General features: G+C 67.4%; 15 protein-coding genes. 4 read left to right on the top strand and 11 right to left on the bottom strand.

The window, feature by feature from the left end; translation table 11 throughout:
- Window positions 1-2: 2 nt before the first annotated feature.
- From I6J77_RS02595 to I6J77_RS02560, 8 genes are all read right to left on the bottom strand, one after another.
- Entirely contained in the window at window positions 3-1,331 is a 1,329-nt protein-coding gene (locus I6J77_RS02595) for a type II and III secretion system protein family protein (protein ID WP_204110461.1), read from the bottom strand.
- A gap of 2 nt (window positions 1,332-1,333) precedes the next feature.
- Complete coding sequence (gene cpaB, locus I6J77_RS02590) at window positions 1,334-2,125, bottom strand: Flp pilus assembly protein CpaB (protein ID WP_204110460.1); 792 nt, start codon at window positions 2,123-2,125, stop codon at window positions 1,334-1,336.
- A 5-nt stretch (window positions 2,126-2,130) separates the two neighbouring features.
- Window positions 2,131-2,337 carry a hypothetical protein gene (locus I6J77_RS02585; protein ID WP_056715297.1) on the bottom strand — a complete coding sequence of 69 codons (207 nt, stop codon included), beginning with the start codon at window positions 2,335-2,337 and terminating at the stop codon, window positions 2,131-2,133.
- A gap of 17 nt (window positions 2,338-2,354) precedes the next feature.
- A complete protein-coding gene (locus I6J77_RS02580) occupies window positions 2,355-3,011 on the bottom strand; it encodes a hypothetical protein (RefSeq protein ID WP_204110459.1) in 657 nt (218 codons plus the stop codon).
- Window positions 3,001-3,915: a TadE/TadG family type IV pilus assembly protein gene (locus I6J77_RS02575; RefSeq protein WP_239309160.1), complete on the bottom strand. Its 915-nt coding sequence runs from the start codon at window positions 3,913-3,915 to the stop codon at window positions 3,001-3,003. The genes I6J77_RS02580 and I6J77_RS02575 overlap by 11 nt, the downstream gene beginning before the upstream one ends.
- Before the next feature lie 21 nt (window positions 3,916-3,936).
- A complete protein-coding gene (locus I6J77_RS02570) occupies window positions 3,937-4,911 on the bottom strand; it encodes a hypothetical protein (RefSeq protein ID WP_204110458.1) in 975 nt (324 codons plus the stop codon).
- 50 nt (window positions 4,912-4,961) lie between these two features.
- On the bottom strand, window positions 4,962-6,545 hold the full coding sequence (locus I6J77_RS02565; RefSeq protein ID WP_204110457.1) for a pilus assembly protein TadG-related protein: 1,584 nt from the start codon (window positions 6,543-6,545) through the stop codon (window positions 4,962-4,964).
- Window positions 6,546-6,662: 117 nt separating this feature from the next.
- Window positions 6,663-6,890, bottom strand: a complete 228-nt coding sequence (locus I6J77_RS02560) for a pilus assembly protein (RefSeq protein WP_239309158.1) — start codon at window positions 6,888-6,890, stop codon at window positions 6,663-6,665.
- A gap of 420 nt (window positions 6,891-7,310) precedes the next feature.
- Here I6J77_RS02560 and I6J77_RS02555 point away from each other — a divergent pair, with 420 nt between their 5' ends.
- The gene (locus tag I6J77_RS02555) at window positions 7,311-8,315 is read left to right on the top strand and encodes an OmpA family protein (protein ID WP_204110456.1); all 1,005 of its coding nucleotides are present in this window, start codon (window positions 7,311-7,313) and stop codon (window positions 8,313-8,315) included.
- 52 nt (window positions 8,316-8,367) lie between these two features.
- Here the strand turns inward: I6J77_RS02555 and I6J77_RS02550 are convergent, their stop codons facing one another.
- Both I6J77_RS02550 and I6J77_RS02545 read right to left on the bottom strand, forming a co-directional pair.
- On the bottom strand, window positions 8,368-8,994 hold the full coding sequence (locus tag I6J77_RS02550) for a trimeric intracellular cation channel family protein (protein WP_204110455.1): 627 nt from the start codon (window positions 8,992-8,994) through the stop codon (window positions 8,368-8,370).
- Window positions 8,995-9,053: 59 nt separating this feature from the next.
- On the bottom strand, window positions 9,054-9,380 hold the full coding sequence (locus I6J77_RS02545; protein ID WP_056763664.1) for a DUF6249 domain-containing protein: 327 nt from the start codon (window positions 9,378-9,380) through the stop codon (window positions 9,054-9,056).
- A 122-nt stretch (window positions 9,381-9,502) separates the two neighbouring features.
- On the opposite strand from I6J77_RS02545, the gene I6J77_RS02540 reads away from it, so the two are divergent.
- Both I6J77_RS02540 and I6J77_RS02535 read left to right on the top strand, forming a co-directional pair.
- Window positions 9,503-10,078: an RNA polymerase sigma factor gene (locus tag I6J77_RS02540; protein WP_056715275.1), complete on the top strand. Its 576-nt coding sequence runs from the start codon at window positions 9,503-9,505 to the stop codon at window positions 10,076-10,078.
- Window positions 10,075-10,551 carry a hypothetical protein gene (locus I6J77_RS02535; RefSeq protein ID WP_204110454.1) on the top strand — a complete coding sequence of 159 codons (477 nt, stop codon included), beginning with the start codon at window positions 10,075-10,077 and terminating at the stop codon, window positions 10,549-10,551. The genes I6J77_RS02540 and I6J77_RS02535 overlap by 4 nt, the downstream gene beginning before the upstream one ends.
- Window positions 10,552-10,600: 49 nt before the next feature.
- On the opposite strand, the gene dapB is transcribed toward I6J77_RS02535, so the two are convergent.
- Window positions 10,601-11,401, bottom strand: a complete 801-nt coding sequence (dapB, locus tag I6J77_RS02530; protein ID WP_056763658.1) for a 4-hydroxy-tetrahydrodipicolinate reductase — start codon at window positions 11,399-11,401, stop codon at window positions 10,601-10,603.
- A 134-nt stretch (window positions 11,402-11,535) separates the two neighbouring features.
- On the opposite strand from dapB, the gene I6J77_RS02525 reads away from it, so the two are divergent.
- Entirely contained in the window at window positions 11,536-12,207 is a 672-nt protein-coding gene (locus tag I6J77_RS02525; protein ID WP_239309156.1) for a LemA family protein, read from the top strand.
- The last annotated feature ends 61 nt before the right edge of the window (window positions 12,208-12,268 follow it).

Genomic DNA, 12,268 nt, shown 5'->3' with positions numbered 1-12,268 from the left:
CTTCAATCCACGATGTCCTTGCCGGCGACCTTGCGGAAGTCGTCGCGCAGGCGGTCGCTCTTCTCGATCAGTTCGCGGTTCTCCGGCGAGTCGGGGGTGATCACGATCGGCGTCACGAAGATCACCAGGTCGGTGCGATTGCGCTGGAAGGCGCGCGAGCGGAACAGCGCGCCGAGGATCGGGATATCGCCCAGCCCAGGCAGCTTGTCGAAGGTCTTCGAGGCATTGGCGTCGACCAGGCCGGAGATCACGATGGTGTCGCCCTGATGCACGTTGACCTGGGTCGTGGCGCGGCGGGTGATGAAGCCCGGATAGCCCTGTACCTCGACGCTGGGATCGATCTTGCTGATCTCGGTCTCGATGTCGGTGGAGATGTCGCCCTTGCTGTTGACGATGGGCGCGATGTGCAGCTTGATGCCGTACTGCTTGTACTCGACCGTCGTCTCGCCCAGGCCCTGGCTGATCGGAATCGGCACCTCGCCGCCGACCAGGAAGTCGGCGACACCGCCGCTGCGCGCGGACAGCTGCGGCGTCGCCAGCTCCCACGCGTTGCCATCCTGCATCATCAGGTTGATCTTCGAGGTGATCGAGGTGGCGATGCCCAGGTACGACTGGGTGCCCGGCCACACCGGCTTGTCCGCGAAGATGCTGCCTTCGCGCACGACGCCGTAGTAGGGGTTGGTCACCCAGGCGTGGGTGAGGCCACCGGCGGGTCCGTCGATCGTGCTGTCCCACTTGATGCCCAGTTCGCTCATCGCCTTCTTGTCGAACTCCATGATGCGCACGCGCATCATCACGGTGGGCTTCATCTCCACCGCATTGGCGCTGGTGAAGTCGAGCACCTGCGGGTAGATCTTCCTGATCGCCGCGATGTGCGCCATGTCCGCCTGCGACAGGTCGCTGCCGGTCAGCACCACGTTGCCGCCCACGGTGGCGACCGAGATCGCGCTGTCCTCGCCCAGCAGGCGCTCGACCATCCCGGCCGCTTCGGCGCTGTTGCCCACCACCACGTGCACGCTGACGCTGCGCTGGCTGCCGTCGGCCATCCACAACTGCACCGAGGTGTCGCCGGGCTGGTTCGCGATCAGCACCAGCTCGCGGTTGCCGATCGCCTTGACCTGCAGCAGCTTGCCGTCGCCCACCGCGACCCGCTTGAGCGGGCCGGGCGCGCTCTGCACCAGCGCCTGTCCCGCGTACATGCTGAGCGAATCGCCGATCACCGGGGAGGTCGCGCGCGCCTCGCGCAACGGCAGCACGAGCGCCGCGGCGCACAGCGCCAGCCATGCCAGAAAGGTCGCCGTCGCCCGGCCGGAATGTTTGCCTGCTTCCATGTTCAACTGTTCCCGCCGATGATGAATTGAATGCCGTTGCCATGCACCGGCCGGCCCAGCCGCAGCAGCTCCGCCTTGCTCAGCGTCTTCAGGTCGAACGGCTGCTGGTTGCCGGCCGGACGCAGCATCACGCGCAACTCGCCGACCTTCATCGCCATGCCCAGGCGTTGCGCGTCGTTCGGCGCAAGCCCGAGCGTGATGTTCGAGTAGGTGTCGTCGTCGCCGCCGACCGGATGGCTGCTGCGCAGGCCCTTCGCCCGCTTGCCGGTGGCCAGCACCGGCACGTCGCCGAGCAGCGGGCGGATCTGCTCGCTGCCCTCGCCGTCGAGCAGCAGCAGGATGTCGAGATGGTCGCCCGGCACGATCAGTCCGGAGACCGAGTTGGACTCGTCCACCTGGATCGAATACGCCACCTTGCCCGGCTCGATCACGTTGGAGAAATGGTCGGTGACCCGGTCCACCGCGCTGCCGCCGATCGGTGCGCCCTGCGCCAGCGGCACCCGCAGCACCTGGCCCAGGTAGTCCTCGTAGTTGTCGGGCGTCAGTGCATCGGCCGGCACGAACTCGGCCGGCACCTCGCGCACGGCGATGTCGTCCTGGCTGATGCTGGCGCCCTTCTCCAGGTCATGCACCGGCACCACCACCTGGCGCGTCTCGGTGGGTCTGGTCTGCGTGCGCGCGGCGACCTGCTTGTTGATGTAGTGCACCGCCATCAGGCTGGCCACGATGCCGAGCAGGATGGCGCCGCCCAGGTAGAGGAAGTTGCGGTTGACCGCCGGCATGCGTCGTTCCATTCGATTCAGATCCAGGAGATGGAGAGTGCGTAGACAAAGCTGGTGTAGGCATCGCGCAGCGCGTCGGCGAGCTGGCGGATGACGTTGGGATTGGCCAGCAGCACCGTCACCAGCAACAGCACCACCACGGTGTATTCGATCAGCGCACTGCCGCGCTGGCGGCCACGCCGCAACGGCATGGCGGGGTGGCGCGCGTTCCGTCGAATGAACATGTCCGTCGTCCTCCCGTTCACGGATCCACCAGGTTGATCGTCACTTGCGACTGGCCGTCGAGCGGGCTCATCACCAGCGTCATCTTGCTGTCGCCGCGCTCGTAGCGCAGGACGCAGCCATCGTCCGCGCAACGATTCGCATCGGCCGGCTTCCAGCCATCCGCGCCCAGCCGTTCGCGGAAGAACGCCTCGTTCTGCCGCGGCGAAAGGCGGTTGCGCATCGCCACGGTGCGGGCGGGCGTGGGATCGTCCGGATAGGCGATGTCGTTGAACACGGTCGAGCCCATCGGCCGCGGCAGGCCCTTGCCGCGCTCGAAGTGTTTCGGCGCGGTGGCCACGTCGACGATGCCGATGTTGCCCTTGCTGCCGCTGCCCGATGCGCTGACCTGCACGGTGACGTAGTAGTCGCCCTCCATGTGGCCGACCACCTGCGCCGCGCCCATCGGGTTCACCACCACCCGGCCGTTCCACAGCTTGCGGTAGAAGGCCACCACCTCGGCCTGGCTCTGCGACGAGGTGAACACCCGGGCATGCATGTCCAGCCCGTTGAAGACGATGTGCCGGGAAACGTCGGCCGCATCCGTGCCGGCCGGCAGGTCGGGCTGCGGCCACGCCGCGGCGGCGGTGCCCGGCAGCAGGGCGACGGCCAGCAGCAGGCCGCGCCTAGTGCACATCGCGGTACCTCGTCAGCTTGTCGGCGGGCACGGCGTCGGGCGCCATCCGGCCCAGCTGGAACTTGTCGAAGCCGGGGGTGAACAGGTCGTTGACGATGGGGATCTTGCCCAGCACGTTGATCACGTCGCTGAGCACGTCATCGAACTTGTCGCCCAGCGCACTGGTCGGCACCAGCGGCCGGATCACCTCGCGCACCGTGCGGTTGTACATGGCGCCCGACGCGGCTTCGCCGTTCTTGCGTTCGCCACCGCCGCTGGCCGCCCAGGTGTCGGCCAGCAGCACGGTCCGCGCGGAAAAATCCTGTTGCGCGGTATCGAGCGGATCGAGGAAGGCCAGCGCCCGGCCATCGGCGCCCTTCAGCTTCTGCGGTCGCGCATGCACTTCGGCGGTGACGAAACCCTTCGGATTGGGCGGCAGGTTGCCCAGCGTCCTGGTCGCCTTGGCCACGGTGCCCAGTGCGCCATCGAGGAAGGTCGGCGCGGTTTCCTGCTGGTAGACGCTCAACGACACGTCGGAAGTTTTCAGCAGCGCCTGGTTGGCGAAGCTGGTCAACATGGGATCGCCGAACGCCGCCGGCGTGCGCGCGGAGGACTTGATCGGCGCGTTGGCATCGGCGAACTGGCGCGCGCGCAGTGCGGTCTGCACGGTGGCCTTGCGCGGCAGGCCGGCATCGGCCAGGGCCGGATCGACGGTGGCGGCCCAGGCCGCCTGGCGGGCGGCGGCCTGGGTCTGCTGCTTGATGTGGATGTACTGGCCCAGCAGCATCACGCCCGCCGCCAGCGGCACCAGCACGATGCAGGCCACCGCCATCTCCACCAGGCTCTGCCCGCGCTGGTGCCGGCCGCCGATCGACGACGACATCGTGGCCGTGCGCAATGGCTGCGTTGGAACAGGGCGCGTCATCGTCGTCTCCATGGCTTGGCGCTAGCGGGCCTGGGTCACGGCAAGCTTGCCGGGCAGCACGAACACCTTGTCGTCGATCGGCGTGCCGACGCTCATGCTGTCGGTGGTCAGCTGGTAGCCATTGCCGTCGGCGGGCTTGTTCGACAAGGTGATGTTGTCGACCGGCGCGTCCATGCGGTCGGCGTCGGCCGCGGTATCGGTGACGAAGCCCCACTTCCTGCCGCCACTCCACACGCAGGTTTCACCCTGGGAGCTGCTCAGGCGCACGCACGGCTGGCCGGCCACCTTCGCATCGCCGGCGGACTGGCCGACCAGGTCGCCCTGGCCCTGCTTCTGCAGCTCGCCCATGACCTGGGCCCGCAGCTTCGCGTCGTCCTGCGCCACGTCATCCTGTCCCGCGCCGTCCTCGTCGTCACCGGCAACGGCTTCGCGCACCACGCCGTCCGAATGCTCGCGGGTGGCGGTGCCCTTGACCAGGTCCGCGACCGTGGTCGAGCCTGGCTCGACGATGGTCAGCCGCGCGTCGTGCACCGGTTCGAACACGCAGCCCGCGGCAGACGCCCCGGCGCTCCTGAAGTCCCAGCGGTCCGCCTTGACCGCCATCCGCTCGCCGTCGTACCAGGTTTCCAGATAGGTGTGGCCCAGCTTGGCCACCACGTCGTCGGCCAGCGGCTTCACCGGCACCGCGCCGGCGCTGCAGCGGGCGAGCGCTTCGCGATAGGTGTGTTCCGCCGCGGGCACGCCATCGTGCAGCAGCACGCTGGTCTGGTTGAGGTGGATCGGCGGCGTCTTCTGCGCCAGGTTGACCGCGCCGTCCTGTGCATCGCCGCCACTGTCGCCACCGTCGCCGGCCGAGCAGCCGACCAGCGGCACGGTCGCCAGCAGGACGGTGCACAACGCCACCGACAGTTGCCGCAGAGGGCGTCGGTGACCCGGGGTGTTGCTGCTGCACGATCCCTGCGCGATGCCGCTCCGTGTTGTTCTTGCTTCGATCATGGTTTGCTGTTTCCACTGGGTGTGAGGGGGGGAAGGTGTGCCGCTGGCCATCAGGATTTGCCCGGCACGCACGGAGCCACGGCGCCATAGGCGATGGCGACCTCCTGACGGGTGTTGCATGGCGTATCGATCAGCCGCGCCTGCCAGTAGGGACTGAACAGGCTGCCCATCTCGCGGCTCGACGGGCTGATCACGTTGTCGAACAGGCCGAACCCGCGCGGACGGCTGAAGTACACCTGGGCCGAGGACAGGGCGGTCATGTCGTTGGCGACGGTCTGGTCGGGCGCCTCGAAATCCGGCGGCCCGCCGATGCCCGGCACGTTGTCGCTGGTGCGCACCGTCTTCATCGGCTGCTCGACCAGCACGGTGAACACCGGGCCCACGTCCATCGCCTCCACGCCGTTCTGCTTCGCGCTGCGATCGTTGTCGTAGGGCACGGTGGCCTTGTTGTCGGCGATGTCGTCGTAAGGCTGCAGGCCAGGACTGCTGGCGGGCGTGTAGTTCCTGAGCCAGGCCTTGCTGCTGCCGCCGATGGCGGGCGAGGAAAGCACCTTCTTGCCCGCCTTGCCGTTGTCGATGCCTTCGGCGTAGCGCTTGTAGTGGCCGCGGTCGATCTCGTACGGCGAATCCCAGCCGCGGCCGTTGTTGAAGCCCGGGCTGGCCACCGAGCGGAACGAGCGCGACATGCTGTTCACCGCGGCACCGCCACCCCAGGCCAGCGGCTCGTTCACGCCCAGCCAGCCGACCTTGACGTTGAGCGTGTCCACGCCCACCCACTGGGTGTAGCCGACCAGGTCGGTGCCGCCACGCTTGTGGATCGGCCCGATGCCGCCCTTGCGCTCGCGCGAGAAACCGTCGCGCGCCTCCATCACCACGTTGGCGAAGCGGTCGGCCCCGGCATCGCGCCGGCCGGAGGTGGGGATCGTGTAGTGGGTGACGTAGGAGCGCGCGTCGAGCGCGCCCTGTTCCAGCAGCGCATAGCCACGGGCGCCGATCTTCGCCTTGCCGTCGGTATTGCGCTTGACCACCTCGGGCACCAGCTTCAGCGCCTCCTGCGATTCCACCGTGGCGATGCCGCGCGAGGCGACGGAGTACGCCTTGTTGATCGCCGCGATGGCGGTCACGCCCGCCGAGAACGCCACCTGCATGCCGTCGCGCAGGGTCTTCACCACCGTCTTCACTTCATTCAGCGCGGTGACCACTTCCTGCAGCGCCGCGCCCACCTCGGCGCCGACGATGCTGACGTCGAAGATGATCGCGATCGCCTGCACCGCATCCTTGAAATTGTCGGTGCCGCGCAGGGTGAAATTCGTCCACGAATACCAGCTGGTCATCTGCGCCACGGCCACCTCGTTGGCGACCTCGGCACGGTTCATGTAGGCGATCAGGTTGTACGCGCGCGCCTGCTGCACGGCGGCGCTGTAGGCCGCGGCGTCGGCGGCGTTGACCAGCTCCACCTTCTTCGACACCGCCTGCCCGGTGTTGAACACCACGATCACGCCGATGCACAGCACCAGCAGCGCCACGACCGCCAGCACCAGCGCCTGGCCACGCTGGCGGCCACGCGCACCGGCACGCGACGGCCGCCGCTTCGCGCCGTCGCCACTTGTTCCATCGTCGCTCGACCAGCCCATTGCCCACCCCCATGTCGGGAACCGGACACCCGTGCAGGCCGGCATCGCTGCCGACGCGCACGGACGCCCCCGCGAACGCGGCAAGGCCGCATCCGGTTCGTCAGTTCTTGGCGGTGCTTACTTGGCGGTGGCGTTGTTGTAGCTGTTGAGGGTCTTGTCCTTGGTGCCCTCGGAATGGGCCTTGTTGCCCTGGTTCTTCGCCCGGTTGATGTCCTGCGTTGCGCTCTGGCCGGAGAGCTCCTTGGCCATGCCGCCGATCTGCGCGCGGGCGGTGCCGCCGAAATAGGTCACGGCCGCAATGGCGGCGATCGCGATGAGGGCGGTGATGATGATGTACTCGGTCATGCCCTGGCCACGCTGGCGGACACGGATCCCTGTGTTGCGAATGAAACGAGCTTTCATGGGCTACCCCTTTCTCAAGTGATGGTGGGACCGCCGACACGGCCGGCCCAGACAGACTTCGATGGAAGGTGATGCGCCCCCTGGTCAGTCATCTCGACCACGCACCATGCAGGAGCGCCAACGTCATGCTTTCGCAGATGGCCACTCCTGTCGCAGGAACTTACCGAAGGCCTGCTGCAGATTTGTGAAGGCAGCGGCATACAGGACTTTTTTTGCGAAACGCGTCACACAAACGACGAAAATCCGCCGCGATTCAAACGCTGTAGCTGAACGGGCAAGGCCATGCAGCACGTGATCGCGATGGTGTCCGGGGATGATTTGCTAAGGTGCCCGCTCTTCGAATGTCGCTGGAGACGTCCATACATGCGCAAGCTCCCGCCCCGCCCGCTCGTCCTCGTGCTCACCCTCGTACTCCCCTTGTTGGCGGCATCGACACTCGCCGCCGAACTGCCCCCGCACGACGTATCCGGCAGCCACGACCATCCGGTGGTGTCGCGCTTCGCCGACTCGGTCATCGTGGGCTACGCGCAGAAGGATTACGGCAGCGCGACCCTGCCACTGGGCCGTTACGACGCCGACCAGCCGAGCCGCTTCGCCCGCAGCGAACCGGCGGAAGGCAAGCTCACCCGCATCGCCTATGCGGTGCCGGCCGGCAAGAGTGCGCTGGAGGTCTACCGCAATTTCGCCCAGGCGCTGAAGGCCGCCGGTTTCCAGTTGCGCTTTCATTGCAGTGGTGACGAGGGCTGCGGCGGTTTCGATTTCGGCAGCGCGCTGATCGAGCCCCTGCTCGACCAGATGCACGGCGACCGCAACCTGATGGTCTCCACCCTGGAATCCGCCGACGGCAACGTGCAATCGCTGACCGCCCGACTGCAGCGACCCGGCGGCAACGTCGATCTTTCGCTGCTGGTCAGCCAGAACGAGCAGCAACCCGTGGGCGTCCTGCTGCAGATCGTCGAGGCCAAAGCCATGGCCACCGGCCAGGTGACGGTCGACGCGAAGGCGATGAGCCAGGGCCTGGCGCAAAGCGGACACATCGCGCTGTACGGCATCCACTTCGCCAGCGACAGCGCGGTGCTGGACCAGTCATCCGGCGGCACGCTGGCAGAGATGGCGAAGCTGCTGAAGACGCAGCCGTCGCTGAAGGTCTGCATCGTCGGCCACACCGACAACAGCGGCGCACTGGCGCACAACCTCGCCCTGTCGCAACAGCGCGCCGAGGCGGTGACGAAGGCGCTCATCGCGGATTACGGCATCGCGCCGGGCCGGCTCGCGGCGAAGGGGCTGGCCTCCTACGCGCCGGTGGCCAGCAATCGCGACGACGACGGCAAGGCACGCAACCGGCGCGTCGAACTGGTCGAGCAGTAACGCGCGGACATCGGCCGAGCGGGTCGCCGACGGCAGGCGGCCCGCGCCGCACTCACTCGTTCCGCGGACGCCCGAAGCGCGGCAGGTTCCAGTGCCAGTGCAGCGATGCAAAGCGCAGGCCGAAGCAGGACAGGATCGGCAGCCAGGTGGCCCATACCGCGGGCCAGTGCAGATATTCGCCGAGTACCGCCAACGCGGCGCCGGCCAGCGCGGCCAGCGCATAGATCTCCTGCTGCAGCACGATCGAGACCCGCGCCAGCAGCACATCGCGCGCCATGCCGCCGCCCACGGCGGTGATCATGCCAAGCAGGATCGCCACCTCGGCGTTGTGGCCGAACAGCAGCGCCTTGTGCGCGCCGTACACCGCGAACAGGCCCAGCCCCATCGCGTCGAACAGCCGCACCGGATAGGTCAGTCGCTCCACCCACGGATACGCCACGATGGTGAGCAGGGCGGCGATCACCGCGGTCAGCAGGTAGCGCCAGTCCGACAGGCCCGCCGGCGGCACCGCGCCGATGCACAGGTCGCGGGCGATGCCGCCGCCGCAGGCGGTGATGTAGGCGATCGCCAGGATACCGAACAGATCGAGGTTGCAGCGCCGCGCGGCGGTGGCGCCGCTGATCGCAAAGGCGAACGTGCCGGCCAGGTCGACCAGGTTGAACAACAGTTGCTCGTTCACGTTGCCGACTCACTGCGGGCATGCCGACGGGGCGGCGCATGCCCGCCATTGAACCAGCTTCAGGCGAGCTTGCGCGAGACCGCGAAGGAAACCAGGTTGCCCAGGCCGGTGGCGCCAGCGAGCACGGCGACCATGCCGGGGGTGACTTCCTGCCAGCCGAACCACTGGATCAGGCCGAAGGCGAGCCCGACGAAAATCAGCACGATGCCCCAGCGCAGCGACGAATGGCGGCGGCGCTGTTCCTCGTCGAGCAGGATCGACTTGACCAGTTCCTCCGAACCGCCGGCGCCGATCATGCGGCCGCGGGCCCGGGCATCGACCACGACCTTGATGGTGTAGGCGATGCAGATGAACAGCACGATCGGAATCAGGATCTCGAAATTCATGGAAAACTCCCTGGGCAAAGGCCACGAAGATGGGCCCGTTGAACCCACAGATACGGGGCGCGCCGGATCGGTTGCAGCCGCCCGCTTGCAACCGATCCGGCGATGCGCGTATCCATGACTCCATGGATGACATCCGCCAAGCCGATCGGGCCCTGGTCGACGCCGTGCTGGCCAACCGGCCGGGCGCGTTCGAACGCCTCGTGCGCGAGTACCAGGGACTGTGCTGGCACATCATCCAGCGCATGGTGCGGCATCCGGAGGACGCCCGCGAGCTGTGCCAGGACACCTTCCTGCGCGTGCACCAGTGCCTGCATCAATACCGCCACGAGAGCGCGCTGAAATCGTGGATCGGCCGCATCGCCTTCACCATCGCGCTGCGCCACCTGCAGCACAAGCGCATCGCCCTGGTCGAGCCGGGCGGTGACGACGGCGAGTCGCTGGTGGACAGCATCGGCGACGGTTTCGACCTGGAGGCCGCCTGCGCCGACGAGGAAACCGCCCGCCACCTGCATGAGGCGATCGAGGCGCTGCCGCCCTTGCAACGCACCTTGCTGACCCTGTATTACCTCGAAGAGACGTCCATACCCGAGATCGCCCGCATCACCGGCATGGCCGCGGGCACGATCAAGAGCCATCTGTTCCGCTCGCGCCTGCGCCTGCGCGACGCGCTCGAAACACGGACAGGAGTTGCCGCATGATTCCGCACGACGAAACCCACATCCCCACGTTCGACGATGCCGCGCTCGAGCGCGAATGGCAGGCACAGGAAAGCGCCATGCGGCGCGAACGGCTGCAGCTCGATCCCGCCGGCGACGATGCACGCAGCCGGCGCTACCGGCTGATCGCGCGCAGCCTGCGCCAGCTGCCGGCCGAATCGCTGCCGGCGGACTTCGCCCGGCAACTGGCCCGGCAGGTCGGCGCCGCAGCGTCGGTGGCCGCGCCGTCGTCAGCCAGCCCGGCGGGAAGCTCGTTCGAATTCAGGCTGGTGCTGGTACTGGCCTCCACCCTGGTCATCGCCGCGGTCGCGGTGGTCGCGATCTACGGCCAGGCGTGGCTGCCCTCCTTCGCCGAGCTGCTGCCGAAGCCGCCGGCCACCCGCTGGCTGCTGGCCCTGGCCGGCTGCATCGGCGGCTCGTGGCTGCTGGGCTTCTGGCAGCAGCGCAGCCACTGAGCGCAGGAGCGCACTCCCGCTTCGGGTGCGGCGCCAGTCCGCACCCGCCTCACCACTCGATCACTGCATCCAGCCCGCGATGCAGGCCGACCAGGCCGGACACCTTGCGTATCGCCAATAGCGCGCCATCGACATACGGCTTCGCGCTGCTTCCCGCGTTGTGGCGGATCGTCAAGGTCTGGTCCGGCATGCCGAAGATCGCCTCCGCCCCCAGCACGAAGCCCGGCAACCGCACCGCATGCACCTGGCTGCCCGCCAGCGTGCCGCCACGCGTCTCGCGAACACCCGCGGTCTGCTCCAGCGGCACCGCCAGCAGCGGCTGGCGCACCTTGCCCAGCCGCCCGGCCAGCTCGCGCACCGTGCCGCTGGGCGCGTCGGGCTTGGTCGCGCTGGCGTAGTCGATCAGCTCCCACTGCGGGATCAGCTTCGCCGCCATCTCGGCAAACTTGATCAGCAGCACCGCGGTCAAGGCGAAATTGCCGCAGGCCAATACGCCACGCTGCCGCTGCCGTGCCAGCGCATCGATCTGCGCATAGTCCTCGTCCGTCAGCCCCGAGGTGCCGACCACCACATGCGCGCCATGCTCCAGCGCCGCGAGAATGTTCGCCTTCGCGCTGGACGGCCGCGTGTACTCGACGAACACGTCGCACGGCTGCGCCAGCGCCGCGTCCACGCTGGCGAAGATCGGTGCCTGCAAGCCTGCCTCGCCAAGCACCGCGCCGAGCGTTTCACCGGCATGTCGCCGTGCCACCGCGGCAACCATGTCGAGGTCATCCGTCGCGGCAATGCCACGCGACAATTCCGAACCCGCCCAACCGGTGGCACCGGCGACACAGACCTTGATCGACATGGGAACCTCGCTGCTTGGGGATGGATAAGCATAGTCGCTGGCGACCCCATGCCGATTTCAGAGCAAGAGAGAGCCTGGGCCGCAGCACGCAGTACATCGCGCAAGCTACGCGTGGATGCCTCAATTCCTTGGGCATGCCGGTGGTGCAAACGTCAGCCCGGTGTCCTTCCGGCGAGTCCGGTCGGGCTTTCGCGTCGGGTATGATCGTCGCGGGGAAAATTCACGGATATCCGATGAGCATCAAGGGACACCTGTTTCTGCTGGCTTTCATCGTGGTCGCGGTCTACGTGGTCGTGATCTACAACAACCTGGTGCAGCTCAAGAACAATGTCGCCAAGGCCTGGGCAAACATCGACGTGCTGCTGATGCAGCGGCATGACGAGCTGCCGAACCTGGTGGAAACGTGCAAGCAGTACATGCTCTACGAACAACAGACCCTGCTGAAAGTGACGCAGGCGCGCGCCGCCGTCTCCGATGCACGCGAGCACGCCAGCATCGATGAGCTCGGGCCCGCCGAGCAGCAGCTGCGCAACGGTCTTGGTGACCTCTTCGCGGTGGCCGAGAAGTACCCCGACCTGAAAGCCAACCGGACGTTCCGGAATCTCCAGGCGCGCATCAGCCGGCTCGAAGACGCCATCGCCGACCGCCGCGAGTTCTACAACGACTGCGTCAACAGCCTCAACGTGCGCATCGATCAATTCCCGGATCGCTTCATCGCCTCCCTGTTCAAGTTCAAACCGGGAAAACTGCTGCATTTCCGCGAAGCCAAACGCACGATGCCCGAGCTGCGAGTGCTGCTCGGCTGACCGGCTTGCATCGACCCGACCCGGTTGCTTCTTCGATGCGCAGACAAGAGACCTTCCGTCG

The sequence above is a fragment of the Rhodanobacter sp. FDAARGOS 1247 genome, assembly GCF_016889805.1.
Lineage (GTDB): Bacteria > Pseudomonadota > Gammaproteobacteria > Xanthomonadales > Rhodanobacteraceae > Rhodanobacter.
This window is presented reverse-complemented; position numbering and strand designations above follow the sequence as displayed.

What these genes read in the sequence shown, in the direction of transcription:
- I6J77_RS02560 (WP_239309158.1), bottom strand. Translation starts at nt 6,890, where the DNA reads ATGACCGAGTACATCATCATCACCGCCCTCATCGCGATCGCCGCCATT.
- I6J77_RS02555 (WP_204110456.1), top strand. Translation starts at nt 7,311, where the DNA reads ATGCGCAAGCTCCCGCCCCGCCCGCTCGTCCTCGTGCTCACCCTCGTA.
- I6J77_RS02575 (WP_239309160.1), bottom strand. Translation starts at nt 3,915, where the DNA reads ATGACGCGCCCTGTTCCAACGCAGCCATTGCGCACGGCCACGATGTCG.
- cpaB (WP_204110460.1), bottom strand. Translation starts at nt 2,125, where the DNA reads ATGGAACGACGCATGCCGGCGGTCAACCGCAACTTCCTCTACCTGGGC.
- I6J77_RS02595 (WP_204110461.1), bottom strand. Translation starts at nt 1,331, where the DNA reads ATGGAAGCAGGCAAACATTCCGGCCGGGCGACGGCGACCTTTCTGGCA.
- I6J77_RS02525 (WP_239309156.1), top strand. Translation starts at nt 11,536, where the DNA reads ATGCCGGTGGTGCAAACGTCAGCCCGGTGTCCTTCCGGCGAGTCCGGT.
- I6J77_RS02585 (WP_056715297.1), bottom strand. Translation starts at nt 2,337, where the DNA reads ATGTTCATTCGACGGAACGCGCGCCACCCCGCCATGCCGTTGCGGCGT.
- I6J77_RS02540 (WP_056715275.1), top strand. Translation starts at nt 9,503, where the DNA reads ATGGATGACATCCGCCAAGCCGATCGGGCCCTGGTCGACGCCGTGCTG.
- I6J77_RS02565 (WP_204110457.1), bottom strand. Translation starts at nt 6,545, where the DNA reads ATGGGCTGGTCGAGCGACGATGGAACAAGTGGCGACGGCGCGAAGCGG.
- I6J77_RS02535 (WP_204110454.1), top strand. Translation starts at nt 10,075, where the DNA reads ATGATTCCGCACGACGAAACCCACATCCCCACGTTCGACGATGCCGCG.
- dapB (WP_056763658.1), bottom strand. Translation starts at nt 11,401, where the DNA reads ATGTCGATCAAGGTCTGTGTCGCCGGTGCCACCGGTTGGGCGGGTTCG.
- I6J77_RS02580 (WP_204110459.1), bottom strand. Translation starts at nt 3,011, where the DNA reads ATGTGCACTAGGCGCGGCCTGCTGCTGGCCGTCGCCCTGCTGCCGGGC.
- I6J77_RS02570 (WP_204110458.1), bottom strand. Translation starts at nt 4,911, where the DNA reads ATGATCGAAGCAAGAACAACACGGAGCGGCATCGCGCAGGGATCGTGC.
- I6J77_RS02545 (WP_056763664.1), bottom strand. Translation starts at nt 9,380, where the DNA reads ATGAATTTCGAGATCCTGATTCCGATCGTGCTGTTCATCTGCATCGCC.